This window comes from Tropicimonas sp. TH_r6, assembly GCF_033101155.1.
Lineage (GTDB): Bacteria > Pseudomonadota > Alphaproteobacteria > Rhodobacterales > Rhodobacteraceae > Tropicimonas.
Genome location: NZ_JAWMPX010000021.1, coordinates 29,241 through 51,307, shown reverse-complemented (window position 1 = coordinate 51,307; position 22,067 = coordinate 29,241). Strand labels below are relative to the sequence as shown.

18 protein-coding genes are annotated in these 22,067 nt (G+C 64.6%); 12 read left to right on the top strand and 6 right to left on the bottom strand.

From position 1 onward, the window contains the following. Nucleotides 1–68 precede the first annotated feature (68 nt). The gene (locus R3X27_RS18210; protein ID WP_317710306.1) at nucleotides 69–1,571 is read right to left on the bottom strand and encodes a 2-isopropylmalate synthase; all 1,503 of its coding nucleotides are present in this window, start codon (nucleotides 1,569–1,571) and stop codon (nucleotides 69–71) included. Nucleotides 1,572–1,763: 192 nt separating this feature from the next. On the opposite strand from R3X27_RS18210, the gene R3X27_RS18205 reads away from it, so the two are divergent. The 5 genes from R3X27_RS18205 to R3X27_RS18185 all read left to right on the top strand — a co-directional run bounded on the left by R3X27_RS18205 (nucleotide 1,764) and on the right by R3X27_RS18185 (nucleotide 8,346). Continuing rightward, complete coding sequence (locus R3X27_RS18205; RefSeq protein WP_317710305.1) at nucleotides 1,764–3,425, top strand: NAD+ synthase; 1,662 nt, start codon at nucleotides 1,764–1,766, stop codon at nucleotides 3,423–3,425. Nucleotides 3,426–3,490: 65 nt separating this feature from the next. Continuing rightward, complete coding sequence (mgtE, locus tag R3X27_RS18200; protein WP_317710304.1) at nucleotides 3,491–4,897, top strand: magnesium transporter; 1,407 nt, start codon at nucleotides 3,491–3,493, stop codon at nucleotides 4,895–4,897. Nucleotides 4,898–4,912: 15 nt separating this feature from the next. Further along, a complete protein-coding gene (locus tag R3X27_RS18195) occupies nucleotides 4,913–5,812 on the top strand; it encodes an HD domain-containing protein (protein WP_317710303.1) in 900 nt (299 codons plus the stop codon). A gap of 660 nt (nucleotides 5,813–6,472) precedes the next feature. Next, nucleotides 6,473–7,261, top strand: coding sequence for a hypothetical protein (locus tag R3X27_RS18190; protein WP_317710302.1), 789 nt, complete (start codon nucleotides 6,473–6,475; stop codon nucleotides 7,259–7,261). Between the two features lie 155 nt (nucleotides 7,262–7,416). After that, entirely contained in the window at nucleotides 7,417–8,346 is a 930-nt protein-coding gene (locus tag R3X27_RS18185; protein WP_317710349.1) for an endonuclease/exonuclease/phosphatase family protein, read from the top strand. Here the strand turns inward: R3X27_RS18185 and R3X27_RS18180 are convergent. Next, a complete protein-coding gene (locus R3X27_RS18180; protein WP_317710301.1) occupies nucleotides 8,266–9,186 on the bottom strand; it encodes an epimerase in 921 nt (306 codons plus the stop codon). The genes R3X27_RS18185 and R3X27_RS18180 overlap by 81 nt on opposite strands. 93 nt (nucleotides 9,187–9,279) lie before the next feature. On the opposite strand from R3X27_RS18180, the gene R3X27_RS18175 reads away from it, so the two are divergent. From R3X27_RS18175 to R3X27_RS18165, 3 genes are all read left to right on the top strand, one after another. Next, nucleotides 9,280–10,197: a LysR family transcriptional regulator gene (locus R3X27_RS18175; protein WP_317710300.1), complete on the top strand. Its 918-nt coding sequence runs from the start codon at nucleotides 9,280–9,282 to the stop codon at nucleotides 10,195–10,197. 56 nt (nucleotides 10,198–10,253) lie between these two features. Then, nucleotides 10,254–11,363 carry a 3-isopropylmalate dehydrogenase gene (gene leuB, locus R3X27_RS18170; RefSeq protein WP_317710299.1) on the top strand — a complete coding sequence of 370 codons (1,110 nt, stop codon included), beginning with the start codon at nucleotides 10,254–10,256 and terminating at the stop codon, nucleotides 11,361–11,363. A gap of 250 nt (nucleotides 11,364–11,613) precedes the next feature. After that, complete coding sequence (locus R3X27_RS18165) at nucleotides 11,614–11,901, top strand: SCP2 sterol-binding domain-containing protein (RefSeq protein ID WP_317710298.1); 288 nt, start codon at nucleotides 11,614–11,616, stop codon at nucleotides 11,899–11,901. A 13-nt stretch (nucleotides 11,902–11,914) separates the two neighbouring features. Here the strand turns inward: R3X27_RS18165 and R3X27_RS18160 are convergent, their stop codons facing one another. Next, on the bottom strand, nucleotides 11,915–12,637 hold the full coding sequence (locus R3X27_RS18160) for an HAD family hydrolase (RefSeq protein WP_317710297.1): 723 nt from the start codon (nucleotides 12,635–12,637) through the stop codon (nucleotides 11,915–11,917). A gap of 191 nt (nucleotides 12,638–12,828) precedes the next feature. Between R3X27_RS18160 and R3X27_RS18155 the strand changes: the two genes are divergently transcribed. Further along, on the top strand, nucleotides 12,829–12,990 hold the full coding sequence (locus R3X27_RS18155) for a hypothetical protein (RefSeq protein ID WP_317710296.1): 162 nt from the start codon (nucleotides 12,829–12,831) through the stop codon (nucleotides 12,988–12,990). A gap of 8 nt (nucleotides 12,991–12,998) precedes the next feature. Here R3X27_RS18155 and pfkB read toward each other — a convergent pair whose 3' ends face one another. Next, nucleotides 12,999–13,955 carry a 1-phosphofructokinase gene (gene pfkB / locus R3X27_RS18150; protein WP_317710295.1) on the bottom strand — a complete coding sequence of 319 codons (957 nt, stop codon included), beginning with the start codon at nucleotides 13,953–13,955 and terminating at the stop codon, nucleotides 12,999–13,001. A gap of 540 nt (nucleotides 13,956–14,495) precedes the next feature. Between pfkB and gpmI the strand changes: the two genes are divergently transcribed. From gpmI to R3X27_RS18135, 3 genes are read left to right on the top strand one after another with little or no spacing between them, the layout of a single operon-like run. Then, on the top strand, nucleotides 14,496–16,025 hold the full coding sequence (gene gpmI, locus R3X27_RS18145) for a 2,3-bisphosphoglycerate-independent phosphoglycerate mutase (RefSeq protein WP_317710294.1): 1,530 nt from the start codon (nucleotides 14,496–14,498) through the stop codon (nucleotides 16,023–16,025). Further along, nucleotides 16,022–17,143, top strand: a complete 1,122-nt coding sequence (locus R3X27_RS18140; RefSeq protein WP_317710293.1) for a murein hydrolase activator EnvC family protein — start codon at nucleotides 16,022–16,024, stop codon at nucleotides 17,141–17,143. The genes gpmI and R3X27_RS18140 overlap by 4 nt, the downstream gene beginning before the upstream one ends. Before the next feature lie 7 nt (nucleotides 17,144–17,150). Next, entirely contained in the window at nucleotides 17,151–18,488 is a 1,338-nt protein-coding gene (locus tag R3X27_RS18135) for a S41 family peptidase (RefSeq protein WP_317710292.1), read from the top strand. A gap of 81 nt (nucleotides 18,489–18,569) precedes the next feature. Here R3X27_RS18135 and R3X27_RS18130 read toward each other — a convergent pair whose 3' ends face one another. Both R3X27_RS18130 and R3X27_RS18125 read right to left on the bottom strand, forming a co-directional pair. After that, nucleotides 18,570–19,553, bottom strand: a complete 984-nt coding sequence (locus tag R3X27_RS18130; RefSeq protein WP_317710291.1) for a glycine betaine ABC transporter substrate-binding protein — start codon at nucleotides 19,551–19,553, stop codon at nucleotides 18,570–18,572. Beyond that, nucleotides 19,540–22,038: a response regulator gene (locus R3X27_RS18125; protein ID WP_317710290.1), complete on the bottom strand. Its 2,499-nt coding sequence runs from the start codon at nucleotides 22,036–22,038 to the stop codon at nucleotides 19,540–19,542. The genes R3X27_RS18130 and R3X27_RS18125 overlap by 14 nt, the downstream gene beginning before the upstream one ends. Between the last annotated feature and the right edge of the window lie 29 nt (nucleotides 22,039–22,067).

Sequence of the window (22,067 nt, the reverse complement as noted above, 5' to 3'; positions counted from 1 at the left end):
TGTCGCCGCGCGGTCGCCAATGGGCTGTCGCGCGGCATTCCTCTTTCCGGGCAGACCTGCGGCTCGGATCAGTTCCCGTCGCTCGCAGGTGTTGCCCCCGTGGCTTCGCTGCCCTCTGATCCGGATTGGGGCTCCGCTCCTTCGGTGGCTTCCGCCTCTTCCGCGGGCGGGTCTTCGGCGACCAGTTCGCCGTTTTCCCAGGCGCCCGAGCGTTCCTCGCCGCTGGCATAGCGCATGACGCCATCGCCCTGCGGGACATTGTCGAGGAACATACCGTCGTAGACATCGCCATTGGCATAGGTCGCCGCGCCGCGCCCTGTGATCTTGCCCATCTTCCATCCGCCGGTGTAGCGAAAGCCGCTCTCGGTGATCAGAGTGCCCTGGCCGCTGCGCTCGCCCGCGTCGAATTCGCCCTCATAGCTGCTGCCATCGGTATATGTGGCCTTGCCCTGTCCATCGCGCAGCCCGCTCGCCCAGTCGCCGTCATAGCTGTAGCCGTCGGGGTAGGTGATGACACCCTTGCCGTGATACTTGGCGCCCTTGAAGCCGCCTTCGTAGACGCCGCCATCCTGGTAGCGGGCCGTGCCATGGCCTTCCATGACATTTTCGACCCAGTCGCCGTCATAGGAATCGCCGCTGGGATAGGTGATGTTGCCGGTGCCATGGGCCATGTTGTTGCGGGTCTGGCCGATATAGATGGAGCCATCGGGATAGGTCACCTTGCCCTGGCCTTCCATCCGCCCGTCGACCCACTGGCCAGTATAGATGAAGCCGTCCGCGCCAGTGAACGTGCCCTCGCCTTCGCGTTTGTCGTCCTTGAACGCCCCCTCATAGACATCGCCATTGGGGTAAGTCGCCTTGCCGTGGCCATGGCGGCGGCCATCGACCAGCAGCCCCTCATAGACCTCGCCCGAAGGCTGGGTCAGCTTGCCAAGACCATTGATCTGGCCGTTCTTCCACGAGCCCTCGTAGGAGAACCCGTCCGGCTTGGTCAGGTTGCCCTGCCCGGAGCGCTGCCCCCGGCTGAGATTGCCCTCGTAGACCGTCTCGTCGGGATAGGTGATCTTCCCCTTGCCCTCCTGGATGCCAGCCACCCACTGACCCTCGTAGAGATAGCCGTCGGGGCGGGTGTAATTGCCCAGCCCCTCATGCAGCGCGTTGACGAAGGCGCCTTCGTAGCGCGTACCGTCGGGATAGACCGCGAGCCCCTGGCCGGTCATCTCGTTCTCGACCCACTCGCCCTCATAGGTACCGCCATCCGCGAAGGTGATCTTGCCGAAGCCATGCGGCTTGCCACGCGCGAAGCTGCCCTCGTAGACCGATCCATCCGGGAAACGGGCAATGCCCTGTCCGAGGATCTCGCCCTCGACCCAGTCGCCGACATATTCATAGCCGTTGGGCAGCCGGTAGGTGCCCTTGCCGTGCTGCAATCCGTCCTTGAAGGTGCCTTCATAGACACCGCCATTTTCGTATTGCTTCACCTCGACCGTACTGTCCTGCGCGAGCACGGGACCGGTCGCCAGGAAGGCCAGCATGGAAGCCAGAAGGAGCGGGTTTGCCTGTCGGGTCATCTTGTCTCCCCTTTTTGCTAGCGGGGGTCTGCCTTGGTCATTCAGGAGGCAACCCTACTTCCGCCCCCCTTGAGGAGCAACGCTTTTTGCCGTGATCCGGCGGTCAGGCGCTTCCATGCGCGCGCCTTTCTGCTAAGAGAGCCCCGGTCCGCCCCGACCTGCCCCGGTCCGCCGAAGCAAGGAGCCTCGTACATGACCCGTTTTCGCCTGACGCTGGCACAGCTCAACCCGACTGTCGGAGACCTGCGCGGCAATGCCGCCAAGGCGCGCGCGGCCTGGGAAGACGGCAAGGCGGCCGGCGCCGACATGGTCGTGCTGCCGGAGATGTTCCTCGCCGGCTACCAGTGCCAGGACCTTGTGATGAAGCCCGCCTTCGTCGCCGACTGCCAGCGTGTTCTGGAGCAACTGGCCACCGATTGCGCCGACGGGCCGGCGCTCGGCATCGGCCTGCCCTGGTTCGAGGGCGCGGCGCTCTTCAATATCTATGCCGTGCTCAAGGGCGGCGACGTGGCCACGAAAGTGGTCAAGCACCACCTGCCGAATTTCAATGTTTTTGACGAGAAGCGGCAGTTCTCCAGCGGCGATGTGCATGGGCCCACAACCGTTGGCCCGGTCCGGCTCGGCATCCCGATCTGCGAGGATGCCTGGCATCCCGATGTCTGCGAGACGCTGGAGGAGAGCGGTGCGGAGTTGCTCATGGTCCCCAATGGCTCGCCCTATTTCCGTGGCAAGCGCGAGATGCGGCTGACCCATATGGTCTCCCGGGTGATCGAGACCAGCCTGCCGCTGGTCTATCTCAACATGGTCGGCGGGCAGGATGATCAGGTCTTTGATGGCGGCTCCTTCGTGCTCAATCCGCATGGAAAACTGGTCCTGCAGTTGCCGCTTTTCGACGAGGCCATCGCCCATGTCGACTTCGTGCAAGGCGCGGACGGCTGGGAGGCCGAGGCGGGCGAGATGGCGCATCTGCCCGATGAATGGGAGCAGGATTACCGGGTGATGGTCGAGAGCTTGCGCGACTATCTCGGCAAGTCCGGCTTCTCCAAGGTGCTGCTGGGGCTTTCGGGCGGGATTGATTCGGCCATCGTCGCCACGATCGCGGCGGACGCGATCGGTCCGGAGAATGTCCGCTGCGTGATGCTGCCATCCGAGTATACCTCTGCCGAGTCGTTGGAAGATGCGGCGGGCGTCGCCAACGCGCTTGGCTGCCGGCTCGACGAACTGCCGATCTCCGGCCCGCGTGCCGCTGTCACGGAAGCACTCGGTCCGCTCTTCGAAGGCACGAAGCCGGATCTCACGGAGGAGAACATCCAGTCCCGCCTGCGTGGGCTGCTGCTGATGGCGCTCTCCAACAAGTTCGGCGAGATGCTGCTGACCACGGGCAACAAATCCGAGGTCGCGGTCGGTTATGCCACGATCTATGGCGACATGGCCGGCGGCTACAATCCGATCAAGGATCTCTACAAGATGCGGGTCTTCGAAACCTGCCGCTGGCGCAACGCCAATCACCGCGACTGGATGAAGGCCCCCGAGGGGATCGTGATCCCGCCGCGCGTTATCGACAAGCCGCCCTCGGCGGAGCTGCGCGAGGACCAGAAGGACGAGGACAGCCTGCCGCCCTATCCCGTTCTGGACCGGATCCTGGAGCTGCTGGTCGACGAGGAAGCCAGCATCCGCGAAATCCTGGACGAGGGCTTTGACGAGGCGGATGTCCGCAAGGTCGAGCACCTGCTCTACATCTCGGAGTATAAACGACACCAGTCCGCCCCGGGCGCGCGGCTGTCACGGCGGGCCTTCTGGCTCGACCGGCGCTATCCGATCGTCAATCGCTGGCGGGACCGTTTCGAAGGGTAGACGTCACATAAGTTCGATACGCCGCCGGCAAGGCTAGGCGAACCAGTTGGTAGCGGGAGGGTCAGATGAACGAAACCGGTGTTTTCCCCGGCTGGATGTCTGGCGACAGCGAAGAGGCCGCGCTGGCAAACAAGGCCGTGACCCGGCGGATCGAGAAGCTCATCAAGGCGGAAGAGCAACGCAAGGTTCTGGCGATCATTCGCCACTGGTCACCCTCCGACATCCTGTCGCTCTTCGTGCAGATGCGCTCGAGATACGCGCGTCGGTTGCTGGAATGGATGCCGGACGAGGCCGGGATCAAGGTGCTGGCCGAGCTGGACCCGCGGCTGCACGCGGTGCTGGCCGAAGAGGAGACCCGTTCGACCTTCCGCAAGCTGATCGAGGGCATGGAGCCGGACGAGGCCTTCCCGATTCTCGACGAGTTGCCGCATGACTTCGCATTGGAGATCCTCGCGGGCCATCCGCATGAGGCCGCCCTGCGCGCCGCGCTGGACATCGACGAAGACCATGCCGCCGCGCATATGAAGCGTGGTGTGATGACGGCGCGGATCGACGGCACGGTGGGCGATGTGATCGCGGAAATCCGGGCCAATGCGCGGGATATCGAGCGGCTGGAACGGGTCTATGTCGTCGATGAGCATCGCCGCGTGCGCGGAGAGGTGCGCCGGCGCGACCTGCTCATGCACGCCGATGACACCTGCGTGGCGGATATCATGGGCGGAGACGCCGTGGTCGTGGCCGCCGATGCCGACCAGGAAGACGTGCTGCAACTGGCGCGCGAGCGGCGCATCCAGTCCATCGGCGTGGTCGATGCGCAGGGGCGGCTGGTCGGGCTGATCACACAGGACGAACTGCGCCAGATCGCCTCCGAGGAGGTCGAGGAGGACATCCTGCTGATGGGCGGCGTGCACCCGGATGCGACCGAGTTCGACGGCCCGCTCAAGATCGTCGCCCGCCGCCTGCCCTGGATTCTCGGCGGGCTGGTGGGCGCGTCCATCGCGGCCTCCGTGATCGGCTCCTACGAGGAGGCGCTGACCCAGGCCGCGATCCTTGCGAGCTTCATCCCCGTGGTCATGGCGACGGCGGGCAATGTCGGCATCCAGGCCTCGACCATGTCGATCCAGGCGCTCGGCCCCGGGGTGACATGGCGCGGCGACTTCCTGCCCCGTCTCGGGCGCGAGCTGCTGGCCTCGCTAGTCAACGGCGCAGTTGTTGGCAGCGCCGTCGCCCTTCTCGTGCTGCTGGCGACGCGCTTCGTGGAGATCGAGAATGCCGCGAACCTGTCGCTCACCTGCCTGATCTCCATGACCCTCGTCACCATCATCGCCGCGAGTTTTGGCGCCCTGATCCCCTTCGCGCTCAAGGCGTTGAAGCTCGATCCGGCCGTCGCGACCGGCATTTTCATAACCACCGCAAACGACGTGTTCGGGGTTTTGATCTTCTTCACCGTCGCGTCGATCCTTTATCTCTGAGCCCGGTCCCTGAACATGCCTGACGACACCCTGACCCTCGCCCGCGCGCTGACCTTCGCCGCCGATACCCACCGCAACCAGCGGCGCAAGGGCGCGGCGCAGGAGCCCTATATCAATCACCTGATCGAGGTGATGGAGCTGGTGGCGCAGGCAACGGATGGGCAGGATGGGGAGATTCTGGTCGCAGCACTCCTGCATGACGCGATCGAGGATGCAGGGGTGACGGCGGAGGAGATCGAGGCCCGGTTTGGCGCGCGCGTGGCGCGGATCGTGGTCGAGAACACCGATGACATGTCGCTCTCCAAGCCTGAGCGCCGCGCCCGTCGGATTGCGGCCATGGGCGACAAGCCGGTCGATTCCCGGATCGTGAAGATCGCCGACGTGGTGTCGAACCTGCGCTCACTCGTCGTCTCCGCTCCGGCGGGCTGGGATGTTGAGCGCAAGCTGAACTACCTCAAGGGCTGCCGACAGCTGATCGAAGCGGGCCGGGGCGCGAATGCCGCGCTGGAGACGCTGTTCGACGAGACGGCGGTCGAGGTCGAGTCCTCGGTGCGGGGCGACCGGCCGATGACGATTGGCGGGCGTGAAGAGGCGCTGCGGCACCTTGAGGTGGAGATGGGCCAGCATGTCCACCTCGTCTACCTTCCCAACACGCAACTGCGCTGGCTGACTGGCGCTGATATTCAGAAGTTGGCGCAGGAAGCGGCGATCTTCTTCCCCTCCGCTGCGATCCACGAGGCGCATGCGACCTTCGACGGCAAGCTGCGCAAGATCCTGCTGGCGCGAATCCGGACCGATGACAGCGACGCTGTGGTCGCTTTCGGGCAGCGGCTCTGTCTTGCCTTCGAGCAGGAGTTCGTCGGAATCGAGGTTGGTGGGCGCTATATCCGGGTCTATGCGGACGATACGGAATGACGCCGTGGCTCGGTGGCAGAATGTCGAGGCAGCCCCCAAAAGCTGAGCGCATACGGCTGGACGGAAAGCGCCGCAGCCTCCACCCGAAGAACGGCTCTGGCCCTGACGCAATCAGGATCAACCGAGGTCACCCCGGCCTGTTCTCCCCGAGGTTCGCAACCCGCAAACTCTGCCATCCAGCCCCACCCGCCACCTGATCCGTTGACCGGCAATACGCAGCGCCTGTGCAGGCCCCTATGGCGCGGAAACCGCGGGCTTTGACCGAAATGCCTCAACACACAGTGCGACGCTTCAACATCCCGCCCGGACGCCACGCAGCCCTGTCTCTTCCCCGCCTGCCCGCAACTGTGCAGGGCACAACATGTGGATGTCGCGAAGATCACGCCTACAGGACGGCCATGATTTGTTCACAAACTTGATGCAAAGCGGCACCAATCCCCACCAAAAACCGCCAGAAACAAGTCGTTAACCTTAACCAAGTCTTGAGGGACGGCGGCGAACGCGGCAGTTGGTTTGGGAAGTTGGGGTAAAATGTCCGCAAAGGGCGTTTCCAAACCGGACAAGGCCGTGTCAGCGAAATGCGACCGTCCGGAATGGAAGGATCGAGCTGTGTTCTCGAATGCAACCAGTGCGTTCACGCGCGCAATCTTAGTAGGGGCGGTGATTCTGCTTCCATCCCTGCTGGTCCAGAATGTTGGGGTCGAGACACCCCAGATCATGGTGTTGGTCGCACTGGCTTGCGCGGTGCTGACCTTGGCCGAATATGCGTCCACGTATCCCAGCCTGATCGAGTTCCGCGACGCTCCGCCCTTCAACCGGATTCGCTACCTGTCCCTCTTTGCCACTCTCTTCGTCCTGTCGCTGCTGGCGCGTGGTGAGGTCGACCCGAACGGACTTACGCTCCTCGTGGAAGCGATCGGCTCCCTGATTGGCACGAGCCTGGATTTCCCCTATTCGCCGGTGCGACTCGTCCTGATCTCGATGCCCGACGGCGCGAGCCCGGCCGAAATCAACACGGTGCGCGCCGCGGCCGGCATGGCCTATCTCATTTCGCTGCTGGCAATCATCTTCTTCTACCTGATCCTGAAGCTGAAGAACTGGCCGTCCCGTTCCGGCGCCTTCAATGTCTGGATCAACCTGCCAACCTTCGATCCAACCGCCGGTGGCGATGTCGTCAAGCGGCTCAATCGGGATGCGCGCTTTAACCTTGCGTTAGGCTTTCTGCTGCCATTCCTGATTCCGGCGATCGGCAAGGCGGCCGAGTCGTTGTTCAGCGCCGCAATGCTGACCGAAACGCACACGATGATCTGGCTGGTATCACTATGGGCCTTCCTCCCGCTGAGCCTCTTCATGCGCGGCATCGCGATGTCGCGGGTGGCGGACATGATCCTGGAAATGCGCCGCCGCAGCACGGCGGTGGCCACGGCCGGACACGTCTACGCCACCTGATCGGGGCGCTTCTTGCGCTGTTCCTGGCACTTCCGGCAGGCGCCGAGACCATCCGCATCGCAACGTTTTCGCCCGAGTTGTCCCGCAAGGGGCCGGGGCTGCTGCTGCGTGATATCCTCAAAGGCAAGGACGAGCAGATCGCGGCCGCAGTCGCGGTGATCGCGGACGTGGATCCGGATATCCTGCTGCTGACCGGATTCGACTATGACGCCGGACAGGTCACGCTCAGCGCCTTCGCGGAGCGGCTTGAGGCGGCCGGCGCACCCTATCCGCATCTCTTCAGCCTGCGCCCCAATAGTGGCGAGGCGACTGGGGTCGATCTCGACGGCAATGGCCGCACCGGCGAGCCGCGCGACGCGCAGGGCTATGGCCGTTTTGCCGGAGATGGCGGCATGGCGCTGCTGAGTCGTTTCGAAATCGATCGGAACGGAGTGAAGGATTTCACCGACCTTCTCTGGAAAGACCTTCCCCGCGCCACGCTGCCACACCAGGGCGGCACCCCTTTCCCCTCCCCCGAAGCGCTCGAGATCCAGCGGCTCTCGACGACCGGCCACTGGCTGGTCCCGATCCGCTGGCCGGGGCGCGAGACGCTCACCGTGATGGCCTTCTCCGCCACCCCGCCGATCTTCGACGGACCGGAGGATCGCAACGGGTTGCGCAATGCCGACGAGCTGCGCCTCTGGACCCGGCTGCTGGATGGCGACCTTGCGGTGCCGCCGCCCCCGCCGCCTTTCGTTATTCTCGGCAATGCCAATCTCGACGCGGCGGACGGCAACGGGCTACGCGCGGTGATGGCCGATTTCCTCGCCGATCCCCGGCTGCAGGACCCGCGCCCCGCCAGCCCCGGCGGCGCCGCAGAGGCAGACCCAGCCCAAACGGGCGACCCCGCCCTCGACACCGCCGATTGGCGCGCTGTGGCCGAAGATGGCCCCGGCAATCTGCGTGTCGATTACGTGTTGCCATCCGCCGGGCATGTGCTCGCTGGAAGCGGCGTACACTGGCCGTCAGGCGACGCCGCGCTCGACACTGCGCGGACCGCTTCGCGCCATCGTCTTGTCTGGGTCGATCTGGTGGTGGAGCGCTGAGGCCAGCGCGACGTCCAGCGGGGTATCGCGAAACTCTGGCAACAGGGCACGGAAGGCCGCGCTGTCGAGAGTGTGCGGCTTGCGCCAGAGGTAGGACATCTCCAGCAAGTGCCGCCCAGTCGACCAGAAGGGCGCTGCGAAACGCACTGGCAACCAGGACATTCGAGCGAGTTTGATTGCCCGCCCGGTGATCCGCTCCAGCGCCGCCTGCAGTTCCTCGCCGGAGAACGTGTAGCCCGGGAAGGGAATATCCGCGAAACGCGGCAGCGCATCCGACATCTCCGCCAACGCCACCGCCGCGCGGGCCATATCCGGCAGGTAGGCCCAGCTATGCGGGATGTCGGTCGGCCCGGGATAGGTCAAACGCCCACTTGCGAGCTTTGCGGTGAGGATCTTGTCGAACCAGTTCCCGGACGCTTCGGTATCGAGGAAGTCGCCGCCGCGCAGGATCAACACCCGTGCGTTCGACGCCGCCCAGACGGCTTCTATCTCCGCGCGCGCCCGCCCGAGCGGGTTGGTCGCTTCATGCGGGGTCTCGGGCGCCAGTCGCGCCGGCGACCGCGCGCCAAAGGGGTAGACGTTGCCGGGCAAGATCACCCGCGCTCCGCTCGCCTCGGCGATTTCGATGAGCCGTGCGGTCTGGCCCGGAAGCTCGGCCTGCCAGCGCGGATAGGGCGGGTTCCAGCCATTCACGATGATATCGACGCCCCAGCAGGCATCCCAGAGCGATCCCTCCGCCCGGTTGTACCGGGTCACCTTCCAGCCGGCGGCCTCGAAGGCCGTCGCCGCATGGCGCCCGAAACGGCCGGTTGCGCCGAGGATGAGGACGTTTCCAGTCATGAGCTTTCCTTTCGGTGATGTCTGAGCCCGAAGTATCCATTCATTTTCGACAAGAACATTGCTCTAAAATGCCGATATGGTATTCATTTTTGAATGCCACACTCCGCTCCCTCCCCCGACTGGTCGCGCTTGCAATGTTTCGTCGCCGTGGCCGAGACCGGCTCTCTCTCCGCAGCGGCACGCCGGCTCGGTCAGTCGCAGCCAACGCTCGGGCGTCAGGTCAAGGCTCTGGAGGCCGAGCTTGGCGTTGCGCTCTTCGCCCGGCATCCGCGCGGGTTGGAGGTGACCCCGGCGGGGCTGGAGCTCCTGCCGTCCGCCCGCGCCATGCAGGACGCCGCCTCACGCCTCACCCTCGCGGCGGCGGGCCAGGTCGGGGAAGTCGCGGGGACCGTGCGGCTGACCGCCTCGGCCTTCGTGTCCATGCATGTCCTGCCGCCGCTTCTCGCCGAGCTGCGGCAAGTGGAGCCAGAAATCGAGGTCGAACTGGTCCCGTCCGACCGGAGTCAGAACCTGCTCTTTCGCGAGGCGGATATCGCCATCCGCATGTATCGCCCCGAGCAGCTCGACATCGTGACCCGCCATCTCGGCGAGGTCGAGCTGGGCCTCTACGCGGCGAGCCGCTATCTCGGCCGACACGGCCGGCCCGCACGGGTCGAAGAGCTGCCCGGCCATGACCTGATCGGCTATGATCACGACGAGACGATCCTGCGCGAGATGCGCAAAATGGGACTGCCGGCCGAACGAGACTGGTTCGCGCTGCGCTGCGACGATCACAATGTGCTCTGGGAGCTGGTCCGTGCCGGTTGCGGGCTCGGCTTCGCGCAGGTCAGCGTCGGAGACGCGGATCCCGATGTGGAGCGGCTCCTGCCGGAGATGCCGCTGCCCACGCTGCCGGTCTGGCTCACCGCGCCAGATGCGATGCGCCGCACCCCGCGCATCCGCCGGGTCTGGGACTTTCTGGCCGAGCGCCTGCGCCCCTTGCTCGCACTCTCGAAAGCCAACGGTTCTTGACCCTTGGCTGCCCCGGGGATAACCCCGCCGGGACACATCTTCCGAGGACATAGACCATGAGCACCCCTTCCCTTCTGATCCTGCCCGGCGACGGCATCGGCCCCGAAGTCATGACCGAGGTTCGCAAGATCATCGACTGGTACGGCGCCAAGCGCGATCTCGCCTTCGATGTCAGCGAGGATCTGGTTGGGGGCGCGGCCTATGACGCGCACGGCACGCCGCTGACCGACGAGACCATGGCGAAAGCGCTGGAGGCCGATGCCGTCCTGCTCGGCGCCGTGGGCGGGCCGGATTATGACGAGCTCGACTTCTCCGTGAAACCCGAGCGGGGGCTGCTGCGCCTGCGTAAGGAGATGGATCTCTTCTCCAACCTGCGCCCCGCCCAGTGCTTCGACGCGCTGGCCGATTTCTCCTCGCTCAAGCGCGACGTGGTCTCCGGGCTCGACATCATGATCGTTCGCGAGTTGACCTCGGGCGTCTATTTCGGCGAGCCGCGCGGTATCTCCGTCAACGCCGATGGCGAGCGTGAGGGCGTCAACACCCAGCGCTACACCGAGAGCGAGATCGTCCGCGTGGCGCGCTCCGCCTTCGAGCTGGCCAAGCGCCGGGGCAATAAGGTCTGCTCGATGGAGAAGGCCAATGTGATGGAATCCGGCATCCTGTGGCGCGAGACCGTGCAGAAGGTGCATGACGAGGAATACGCCGATGTCGAGCTCAGCCACATGTATGCCGATGCCGGCGGCATGCAGCTCTGCCGCTGGCCCAAGCAGTTCGACTTGATCGTGACCGACAACCTCTTCGGCGATCTGCTCTCCGACGTGGCCGCCATGCTGACCGGCTCGCTTGGCATGCTGCCCTCCGCGAGCCTCGGCGCGCCTGCGGAGAATGGTCGCCCGAAAGCGCTCTACGAGCCGGTCCACGGCTCCGCGCCCGACATTGCCGGCCAGGGCAAAGCGAACCCGATCGCCTGTATCCTCAGCTTCGCCATGGCGCTGCGCTACTCCTTCGACCAAGGCACCGAGGCGGATCGCCTCGAAGCCGCGGTCGAAAAGGTGCTGGCCGATGGGCTGCGCACGGCGGACCTTATGGGTCCGGATGGCGGCACCCCGGTTTCGACCTCCGCGATGGGCGACGCGGTTATCGCTGCGCTCGACGCCTCGCTCTGAGCTCCGGCGCTGTCAGCGCCATGTTATCTGGCCTCTCCGCGCAAACGGGGAGGCCTTTTTTTGTGCGTGGTCACGTCTTCTTTGAGCCGGTTGCGGACGTTTGGGCCGAGCCCTTGTGGGCGCGGAACCAAGCCGAAGGCGCCGTGCCAGCGCCGCGAAGGTCAGCACTGTCCGCAACGCAGCGTTCCGCTTGCCTGCCCAGCCTCCCCTCGCCTACCGCTCGGACGAACAATCCACATGGAGCGCGTATATGCCCCTCGACACAATCGCCGACATCATCCGTTCGGGCCTCTCGAAGAGCGATTTCACCGACAGCCTGAAATTCGACTGTGGACCAGCCGGCACGATTACGCTCGACAATGGCCAGGTCTCGCTTGAGGACCTTCCCGCCGCCTGCACCCTGAAGATGAGCGTCGAGAACCTCGAGAAACTGGTCAAGGGCAAGCTGAACCCGATGACCGCCGTGATGATGGGCAAGAACAAGGTCGGGGGCGACCCGTCCGTCGCCATGAAGCTCGGCAGGCTGCTGAAGGGCTGACCGTCGCGGGCGCCTAGGCCGGCTTCAACGCCCGCGCCGCGAGGCGTCGGTAATGCGGCATGGCCCCGTCCAGCACGCCCTTCAGCGCCACCGGAACCTCGGGCAAAGGTCCTTCGCGTCCGGCAAAGCCGGTGCTGTTCCAGACCGCGCCATACCAATGCGACGCCCAGACGCCGTCGCAAGCTTTCCCGCCCGCGGGCCAGGACAACATGGCGGGGTCGAAATCCAGCCCGATCTCGGCGCAGAGCGCCCGCAGCATCCCTTCGGGATCCTCGCGGATATCATGGCTGTCCACCACGACGGCCTTGCCATGCACCTGCTCGACATGATCGAACAGGTCCGCCTGTTGCCAGAAGCCGATATCATCCAGTGTCGGGTTCTCCCGCTTCGCCGCATAGCTCGCGATCACCCGCGCCGGGTGGCGGATCAGGAAGAGATTGACCATATCGTCCATCCAGTCCCAAGGCATGCCGGCAAAGACGTGATGAGTCATGTGCTTCTGGTAGAAGTGCGGCCTGTCGGCGGGAAGCGGCCCGGTGAGCTGCGCCACCACATCCGCCGGGTCCTTCGGCTGGGCGGCGAGAATTTCCGCTCGCATCGGGTGCTCCAACCCGGTCGCCGCGAGATAGGCCGCATAGAAGGGCTCATCGACCGCGGCAAAATCCGCCCGATTGGCAAAGGCATACATCATCGCCGTGGAAAGGTTTCGCGGTCCGGACCACATCGCGATGCGCATCAGGTGGCCTTCTCGGGCAGCGGGCCCGCCGGGATCATTTCGTCATTCTGTCTCATGACGCGGACGGTAGACGCGGGCGTGCGCGGGGGAAAGAGTGAAACAGGTTTCAACCCCGCGTGAGGTCACGGCTGCTTGAGTTGCGGATGATCCTTATGCCTGCGAAAGATGCGGAGCAACGAAAGGAGCCCAACATGCAAGCACTTGCGTCCAATGTGAAACCGACCCTCCTCGCCATCGCGATCGCCGTTGGCCTCACCGTTCAATGCGACCCGGCTGGCGCCAAGGCGCCTGACTGCCACACGGCCACTGCCGACTGCGTGGTGCAAGCCGGGATCGGGCGCGGCGCGCGCTGAGCGGCGCTTCAGCCGATCTTGAGCTCGGTGACCTCGACCAGTTCCGCGAAAGCCTCGATATCCTCTTTCGGCAGCATGTTCGGGCCAAGTTCGCCCAATGCGCCGAGGGAGAAGGCGGTCGAAAGCCGCGCGATCTCGGGCAGCGAGAGGCCGGAGAGTAGCCCATGAGTGATACCGGCAACCATGGCGTCGCCCGCGCCCACGGTGGAGACGATCCGCGCCTTGGGCGGCACGGCCAGGACGGCGGCCTCGGAGGTGACAAAGAGAGCACCCCGGTCGCGCATCGAGACCACCGACAGCTCTATCGCGCCATCGGCCAACGCCCGCGCCGCCGTGACGATCTCCTCCAGCGTGCCCAGCGAGGAGCCGACAACTTCCTGAAGCTCATCGATATTCGGCTTCACGACATGAGGTCGCGCGGAGAGCGCGCGATCAAAGGGGATGCCGCTGGTATCGAGCACGACCTTGCAGCCCCTGGCCTTCAGTTGCTCGACCATCTGACGATAGGTATCCGTCTGCACGCCCGTCGGCAGGCTGCCGGAGAGAACGAACCACCTGACACCGTCATCGGCCAGCGCAAGAACAGTCTCCATCACAGCAGAGACACTCTCGGCATCGGCCGTAATCCCGGGGAAGTTGATCTCGGTGATCAACTCCCGGATCCGGTCGACGAGCTTGACATTGACCCGTGTGGTGCCCGGCACCTTGACGAAACGGTCGGTGATACCCTTCTCCGCAAAGAGATCCTCGAAGGGTTCGAGATTGGCACGCCCGAGCAGCCCCGTTGCGACGACAGGATAGCCATAGGCGGAGAGGAACGAGGCGACATTCACCCCCTTGCCGCCGGCATCGGCATGTTCGGAGGTGACGCGGTTGACCCGGCCGGTGTGGAAATTGGTTGCCTGGGCGGTCTGGTCCAGCGCCGGGTTCAACGTGACGGTGGCAATTCGCGCAAGGTTCGCCATGGATCTGTCTCCTGTTCAGAGCCGAGCTTGCATGGTCGCGTAGTGATCCAAGCCCGTACAGGTTGCAAGCGCCATAGCGTCGCTGCAGAGACAGAGCCGATTGGGGCAAGCATCCGAGTGCAAGGTCAGGGTTGCGGATAGTGTTGCCGTTCGCTGCAATCGCAAAATGCGCAACCAGAGCCGTGCCAAGACCTGCCCGTGGGGTGGCGCTGCAACAGTTGAGGTCCGCACTTTTTCCCTGCCAAGTCCGAAAGAGATTAGAGCGTTGCGCGCGGGCAGCAAAGCGCCAGCCCGCCGGGACGGGCAGGCGCTGGCACGGCGCCTTCGGCTTGATTCCGTGCCAATCAGTGCGCAAACCAAACGTCCGCAGACTCTACTCTCCCTTGCATTCCCCACACTTGAACGGGACCTCCCCCGCTCCAACGCCCAGATCCAAGCCATGCACCGCGCGAAATCGCGCATTGCCCGCCCTGCGGCGCTGTTTCCGTTTCAATCGAGCGCTAACAGCACTAGGAAAGCGGCAACCAAGGAGACCTCCCGATGAGCATTCCCAAACCTGTCGTTCTGTGCATCCTCGATGGCTGGGGCATTGGCACCAAGCCGCCGGAAGAGGAAGGCAATTCGCCCGTCCTCGCCAGCACCCCGACTTTCGACAAGATGGTCGCAACCTGCCCGACCGCAACGCTGATCACCTTCGGCAATGATGTCGGCCTGCCGACCGGCCAGATGGGCAACTCGGAAGTCGGCCACACCAATATCGGCGCTGGCCGCGTCGTGGCCATGGATCTCGGCCAGATCGACCTCTCCATCGAAGACGGCTCTTTTCCGAAGAAGGAAGCCCTGCAAGGCTTCATCGCCAAGCTGAAAGAGACCGGCGGCACCGCCCATCTTTCCGGCCTCGTCTCGCCGGGCGGCGTGCATTCGCATCAAGACCATATCGTCGAGGCGGCCCGCGTGATCGCCGAGGCTGGCGTCCCGGTGCAGATCATCGCGCTGACCGACGGCCGCGACGTGGCACCGAAATCGGGCGCCGGACAGGTGGCGAAATTCGAAGCCGACCTGCCGGAAGGCGCGAAGGTTGGCGGCGTGGTTGGCCGCTACTGGGCAATGGACCGCGACAATCGCTGGGAGCGGGTGCAGAAAGGGTTCGACCTTTTCACCGCCGGCAAGGCCGAGTTCGACGCCGAAACCGGTGCGGCCGCCTGCGAGGCTGCCTATGAGCGCGGCGAGACGGACGAGTTCATCGGTGCCACCAGGATCGCCGGTTACGTCCAGCCCAAGGATGGCGACGGCCTGCTGTTCCTCAACTTCCGTGCCGACCGCGCCCGCGAGATCCTCGCAGCGCTTGCCGATCCGGAGTTTGCCGAGTTCGACGCCTCCGCCCGCCCGACCTGGGGCGCGATTTGCGGCATCGTCGAGTATTCGGACAGGCATAACGAGTATATGGACGTGATTTTTCCCTCGCAGGAGATCATCAACACGCTGGGCGAATGGGTCGCCAAGCAAGGCAAGACTCAGTTCCGCCTCGCCGAGACCGAGAAATACCCGCACGTGACCTTCTTCCTCAATGGCGGCGTCGAGACGCCCTATGAGGGCGAGGACCGCTTCATGCCGAAATCGCCGAAGGTCGCCACCTATGACCTGCAGCCGGAGATGTCGGCCCCCGAGGTGACGGCGAAATTCGTCGAGGCAATCGAAGCCGGCTACGACATGATCGTGACCAACTATGCCAACCCGGACATGGTCGGCCACACGGGCTCGCTGCCTGCCGCGAAGGCGGCGTGTGAGGCGGTCGATGCCGGTCTCGGCGCGGTCACGGAGGCGCTGGAGAAGGTTGGCGGATCGATGATCGTGATCGCCGATCACGGCAATTGCGAGACGATGTTTGCCGAGGATGGTGGCCCGCATACCGCCCATACGACGAACCTCGTCCCGGTCATCCTCTTCAACGGCCCCGAAGGGGCAAAGCTGCATGACGGTCGTCTGGCCGATGTGGCGCCGTCGATCCTCGAATTGATGGGAATCGAGCAGCCGGCCGAGATGACCGGCGAAAGCCTGATCGACAAATGATTCGAGCCTGTCTGCTTGCCGCATCGCTGTTGATCCCCGGTGCGGCAAGCGCCCAGACAGACCCGTCAGATCTCGCAGACCGGGCAGTCTCCCAGCTTGAGGAAGCTGCCCGTTCGCTTGAGCAAGCCGGGGGCGCGCGCAACCGGGTCCGCGCACTGACTTCGACCGTGCAGGCTTACGAGGAAGCATTGGCCGCACTCCGGTCGGGGATGCGGTTGGCTGCACGCGAGGAGCGAATCCTGGAAGCCGAGCTTGCCGCGCGGGACGAGGATGTCTCGCGGCTGCTGGGCGCGCTGACCACGATGGGCCGTTCGCCGGCGCCGTTGCTGCTGTTGCACCCCGCCGGACCGCTGGGCACCGCCCGTTCCGGCATGATCGCCTCCGATATCGCGCCGGAGCTGCAAGCCCGCGCCGATGCGCTGCGCGATGAACTTCGAAAGCTCGCCATGCTGCGCGCCCTGCAACAGAGCGCGGCCAACCAGATGCAGGAAGGGATGCTCGGCGCCCAACAGGCACGCACCGCACTTTCCCAGGCCATGGCGGACCGCACGGATCTGCCGAAGCGCTATACGTCCGACCCCGATCGCATGCGTCACCTGGTCGAGACCGCCGATTCGCTGGGTGGTTTCACGGCGGGATTGAGGGAGCTCGGCCCCGGCATCGCCGACCTCGCCGGCTTCACCGACCTCAAGGGCGAGCTGGCCCTGCCGGTCGATGCGATCGTGTTGCGCGGCTTCCGCGAGCCGGACGCAGCCGGCATCGCCCGCCCCGGCCTGCTGCTGGCCACCCGTCCCGGCGCATTGGTCACAGCGCCCACCGAGGGCACGATCCGCTATGTCGGACCCCTGCTGGACTACGGAAATGTGATGATTCTTGAGCCCTCTGACGGCATTTTGCTGGTGCTTGCGGGGATGGGACATGTCTATGGTGGGCCCGGCGAGGTTGTGCAGGCTGGTGCGGCACTCGGGCTGATGGGCGAGGCCGCTTCGGGCGAGTTTCTTCTGCCCGGGCAAGAGAGTGGTGGCGCCGGGCGCGATGAGACGCTTTATATAGAGCTGAGACAGGGCGAAGAGCCGGTAGACCCGGCCCCATGGTTCGCCGTGACGGCAAGAGAATGAGGATCGGATGAAGAAATTCGTGATGGCCGCGGTTGGCGGTATCCTGGCAGGCGGCGTTCTGACGACGCAGGTGGCCGGGCCGCTGATTGCGCAAGAAGCCGAGAAGAACAGCTCGATCTATGAACAGCTGGACCTGTTCGGCGACATCTTCGAGCGCATCCGGGCGCAATATGTCGAGGATGTCGACGAGAGCGAGCTGATCGAAGCGGCGATCAACGGGATGCTGATCTCGCTGGACCCGCATTCGAGCTATCTCTCGCCGGATGCGGCCGATGACATGCGCGTGCAGACGCGCGGCTCCTTCGGTGGCCTCGGCATCGAGGTGACGCAGGAAGAGGGCTTCGTGAAGGTCGTCTCCCCCATCGACGACACGCCGGCCGACGAGGCGGGCATCGAGGCGGGCGATTTCATCACCCATGTCGACGGTGACAGCGTGCTCGGCCTGACGCTGGACGATGCCGTGGACCTGATGCGCGGGCCGGTCGGCTCGGAGATCGTCATCACCGTGATGCGGCAAGGCGTGGACGAGCCGTTCGACGTCACCATCGTTCGCGACACGATCAAGCTCACCGCCGTGCGGACCCGCACCCAGGGCGACACGGTCGTGCTGCGCATCACCACTTTCAATGACCAGACCTACCCGAATCTCGAGGAGACGCTGAAAGAGGCGGTCGAGGAACTCGGCGGTATGGACAAGGTCAACGGCTTCGTCATCGACCTGCGCAACAACCCGGGCGGGCTGCTGACCCAGGCGATCAAGGTCTCGGACGGTTTCCTCGACAAGGGCGAGATCGTCTCCACCCGCGGCCGTAACCCTCAGGATGGGGATCGTTACAACGCAAGCGAAGGCGACCTCACGGAGGGCAAGCCTATCGTCGTGCTGATCAATGGCGGCTCCGCCTCGGCGTCCGAGATCGTCGCCGGTGCGCTGCAGGATCACCGCCGCGCCATTGTCATCGGCACCAAGAGCTTCGGCAAAGGATCGGTGCAGACGGTCATGCCGCTCAAGGGTGACGGGGCCATGCGCCTGACCACAGCGCGCTATTACACGCCGTCGGGTCGCTCGATCCAGGCGCTCGGCGTCTCGCCGGACATCATCGTCGAACAGCCGCGCCGCGATCCGAATGAGGAAACCGAGGAAGAGGAGGAGGATCGTTTCTCCCGCTCCGAAGCGGACCTGCGCGGACGGCTGGACAATGACAGCCTGACCGAGGATGAACGGCGCCAGATCGAGGAAGAGCGCCAGAAGGCAGAGGATGCCGCGGCGCTGCGCGAGGAGGACTATCAGCTCGCCTATGCCATCGACATCCTGAAAGGCCTCTCGGCACTGGAACCGTCGAAGTAAGCTCACGCAAACTTGCGGAAACGGGCGGCCTGCAAGGCCGCCCGTTCTCGTTTCAGGACGCGGCCACTGGGCGCGCCATCGTCAGGGCGCAAGCCAGGCAGCGATACGTTCGGGATTGGCCTCGATCCAGGTCCGGACAGCCGCCGGGATCGGCACCCCGTCAATCTGGACCGCGTAAGACAGGCGGGCGACATCCTCTGCATCCATGTCGATCCGCGACAGGAAAGCCGCCACGCGGGGGAACTCCGCCTCCAGCCGCAAAGAATAGGCGACATGCACGGATTTCACCGGATCGCCGGAAGCAACACGGGATTTCTCGAACCAGTCGTTGTCCTCATCCGGGGTCACGACATGATACAGGTCCGGATCATGGGCCGGCTCCTCCAGCATGGTCAGCGCATGGCTGATCTGCTGGTAATGGGGCGTGTAGCAATGGAACGCCGCGCCTTCACCTTCGGCCAGCCGCGCATCCAGTCGGGCCAGGAAATCCGGCTCGGGATCGCTCGTGTATTCCAGGCTCTCCGACAGGCCGTAGTCGCGCATCTTGACCTTGTGGATATAGGTCGAGGCCCACCCTTCGGCACCGATCCAGATCTCGTTCAGACCGTTGCCATCGGCGTCAAGCTCGCCGCGCAACCGCGGCGCCGCAAGATCCTGGAGGGTGCGGATGTCATGCTCCTGCGCAAACACGGTCGGCACGCAGAATCCGCTGCGGCCTTCGTAACTGCCCCGCGACAGCGCGACGCTGCCCTTCTGCCCGACATAAAGTTCAACGAAAAACCGTTGATTGGGCAGCCAGACATCCGGGTGGATGTCCATCCCGCCCTTGCCCTGGTCCATCCCCGCGAAGATCCCGGCATTGGCGCGCGGCGCGTAGCCAACCGGCTGGTCAAGTTCCTCGACTACGATCTGCCCGATGAGATTGGCCATGATCCGGGCGCCGAGCCAGCTCGGCTCTCCGACCATAACCCGCTCCCGCGCGTCGGTTACAGTTGAGGGAACGGCAAGGGCTCCGGCGAGGAGCATGGTTTGCAGGATCTTCGGCACTGCCTCAGCCGAGACCATTCACGTGCCGCCCGCCGGGTCCATGACCAAGCGAATCCTCGATGGCCGCGACAAGCTCGTTGCGCGCGACAGGTTTGGTCAATCGGATATCGCGCATCTCCTCGGCCGCTTTCCGCTCGTCGCTGTCGGTGGCATAGCCGGAGAGGAAGATCACCGGAAGCTCGGGCGACATGCAGCGGATGGCCGATGCCAGGTCCGTCCCCTGCAGCGACCCCGGCATGACGATATCCGTCAGGAGCAGGTCGAAATCGGGGGATTGCTTGAAAGTCTCGAATGCGGCGTCGCCGGAGGGCACCTCGACAAGCTCGTAGCCGGCACGGGAGAGCGTGTGGGCCAGCACCTTGCGCACGTCATACTCGTCCTCGGCCAGCAGGATCCGGGCCTTGCCGCCCTGTCTCTCGACCGGCTCCTCCTGGACTGTCTCTTCCGCCACGACGTCGTCCTGGGCCCGGAACAGGAGTTCTACGGCCGTTCCCTCGTCCGGCTCGGAGGTGATCCGTACCGAGCCGCCGGATTGCTCCATGAAGCCCTGCACCATGGAGAGGCCGAGACCGGAGCCCGCCGTTGGCGGTTTGGTAGAAAAGAACGGCTCGAAGATGCGCGGCAGGATTTCCGGCGCAATACCATTGCCGGTGTCGCTGACCACCAGCCGGACATAGGGCCCGGGCGCGAGCCCCTGGACCTCGCAGGCGGAATCGCCCTCAGCGAGCTGAACGGTCGATGTCTCCACGCAGAGTGTCCCACCGCCGGGCATGGCATCACGGGCATTGACCATGAGGTTAAGCAAAGCGCTTTCCGCCGAGCCGCGATCGATCCGAACCTGCGGCAGGCTCGCCTCCAACCGTGTTTCCAGATGGATCGATTCCGGCATGGTTCGACCAGCCCAGGTATAGGTCTCGCGCACGATATCGTTGAGCGCCAGCACGGCCGGCTCCAGCCGCGCCCGCTGCGCGAAGGACAGCATCTTGCGAGTCAGATCGGCACCGCGCTCGGTCGCCTGAAGCGTGTTCTGGACGAACTCGAACAGTTCGGGCCGATCCGGCGCGATATGTTTCAATTCCTCCCGCAGCAGTTCCTGGTTGCCCATCACCACCGCCAGCAGGTTGTTGAAGTCATGCGCAACCCCACCGGTCAGCTTGCCGATGCTGTCATTCTTCTGCGCCAGGTAGGCCATCTCCTGTTGCCGCTCCAGCTCAGCCGTGCGCTCGATATCCGCCGTGGCATCGACGATCAGCGCATACCAACGGATGGCGCCGTCCGGCTGGCGGATCGGGTGGCCGCGACCGTCCAGCCATTTGACGCTGCCATCGGGACGCGAGGTGGGCCAGACATGGTGCCAGGGACGGAAAGCCTCGGCTGACTCGGAAATGGTTGCGAAGAACTCTTCCAGCAAATGGTCATCCGTCATCTGTGACCAGAGTACCATGACATTCGCCTCGGCCTCCGACGCCTCGACGCCCCAGATCTCCCTGCAGCTCTCCCTGTTGACGAATTCGATCCTGTCGGCGGCGCTCGGCTTCAGCTTTCCCGGTGGCATCGTGTAGGAGACAACCGCACCGGGGATATTCTGCACAACGCCCGAAAGCCGCTCCTGAGCCGCCTCGAGTTCCTCGACCATCCGCCGCCGAGCGACCGCGTACCAGTTGGCGGCAAACGCCGGCACGAAGACCAGTCCGCCTAGCAAGACCAGCCACCCCCAACGGAGCAGCGTCTCTTCCCGGGTTGGCTCCCAGCCGCCGACCGGGCGCGCCAGGATGGTCCAACCGGCCTGTGGAAGCACAATCTCGGAGGAGACCGGCGCGCCGCCGATCACATCCGAATTGCCTTTCACCACGGTTCCGCTGCCTCCAGCCCCGCCTTCTTCCTCGAAGAGGATGGCATAGTCGATCTCGTTCTCCGGATCCGGCACGCCAGCCTGTTGCAACAGCAAGTCGAGGTCCAGCATTACGGACAGGATGCCCTCCAGTACCGTCAGTTCGCCAGCGCTGGACAAGACCGGGACAAGAACCGCAAGGGCCTGCACACCATTTTGATCCTGGAACGGACCATACAGCCGCGCGCTCCGGGTCGAGAGCATGCGCTCGGCGGAGCCGACCGCATGGGGCTGTTCCCGCAGGTCGAGCCCGAGACGCGCGCGATTGCCGTCCAGAGGGTGCACGAAAGAGACGACAAAGTCAGGTGCCAGTTCCACCCGGAGCACCTCGGGCCGCCCACCAAGTCTGTTTGCGACATGGCGGTCGAATGTGGGTTGTTGAAGCCCTTCCAGCGTTTCGAAGGACGCCGCAAGCCGACTGACATCCTGAATTTCGCCGTTCAAGAGCCGTTCGAAGCGGGAGCGGACATTGTCGAGCTCCGAACCAACATTTTCGGTCTTTTCTTGCAGCACGACGCGCCGGTTTTGCTGCTCGGCGACAGCCACAGCAAGCACGATCACCATCGCGATCAGAAGCGATGGAAAAAACCTGAGAATTGTCCGTGCTGCCATGCCTTGGGCCTTCGCCCCCCCCGTTACGC

Excerpts from the sequence above, each read along its gene's own strand:
- leuB (WP_317710299.1), top strand. The coding sequence starts at position 10,254 with ATGAGCACCCCTTCCCTTCTGATCCTGCCCGGCGACGGCATCGGCCCC.
- R3X27_RS18175 (WP_317710300.1), top strand. The coding sequence starts at position 9,280 with ATGCCACACTCCGCTCCCTCCCCCGACTGGTCGCGCTTGCAATGTTTC.
- R3X27_RS18155 (WP_317710296.1), top strand. The coding sequence starts at position 12,829 with ATGCAAGCACTTGCGTCCAATGTGAAACCGACCCTCCTCGCCATCGCG.
- mgtE (WP_317710304.1), top strand. The coding sequence starts at position 3,491 with ATGAACGAAACCGGTGTTTTCCCCGGCTGGATGTCTGGCGACAGCGAA.
- R3X27_RS18165 (WP_317710298.1), top strand. The coding sequence starts at position 11,614 with ATGCCCCTCGACACAATCGCCGACATCATCCGTTCGGGCCTCTCGAAG.
- R3X27_RS18125 (WP_317710290.1), bottom strand. The coding sequence starts at position 22,038 with ATGGCAGCACGGACAATTCTCAGGTTTTTTCCATCGCTTCTGATCGCG.
- R3X27_RS18135 (WP_317710292.1), top strand. The coding sequence starts at position 17,151 with ATGAAGAAATTCGTGATGGCCGCGGTTGGCGGTATCCTGGCAGGCGGC.
- R3X27_RS18180 (WP_317710301.1), bottom strand. The coding sequence starts at position 9,186 with ATGACTGGAAACGTCCTCATCCTCGGCGCAACCGGCCGTTTCGGGCGC.
- R3X27_RS18130 (WP_317710291.1), bottom strand. The coding sequence starts at position 19,553 with ATGGTCTCGGCTGAGGCAGTGCCGAAGATCCTGCAAACCATGCTCCTC.
- R3X27_RS18160 (WP_317710297.1), bottom strand. The coding sequence starts at position 12,637 with ATGCGCATCGCGATGTGGTCCGGACCGCGAAACCTTTCCACGGCGATG.
- R3X27_RS18140 (WP_317710293.1), top strand. The coding sequence starts at position 16,022 with ATGATTCGAGCCTGTCTGCTTGCCGCATCGCTGTTGATCCCCGGTGCG.
- pfkB (WP_317710295.1), bottom strand. The coding sequence starts at position 13,955 with ATGGCGAACCTTGCGCGAATTGCCACCGTCACGTTGAACCCGGCGCTG.
- R3X27_RS18210 (WP_317710306.1), bottom strand. The coding sequence starts at position 1,571 with ATGACCCGACAGGCAAACCCGCTCCTTCTGGCTTCCATGCTGGCCTTC.
- R3X27_RS18205 (WP_317710305.1), top strand. The coding sequence starts at position 1,764 with ATGACCCGTTTTCGCCTGACGCTGGCACAGCTCAACCCGACTGTCGGA.
- gpmI (WP_317710294.1), top strand. The coding sequence starts at position 14,496 with ATGAGCATTCCCAAACCTGTCGTTCTGTGCATCCTCGATGGCTGGGGC.
- R3X27_RS18195 (WP_317710303.1), top strand. The coding sequence starts at position 4,913 with ATGCCTGACGACACCCTGACCCTCGCCCGCGCGCTGACCTTCGCCGCC.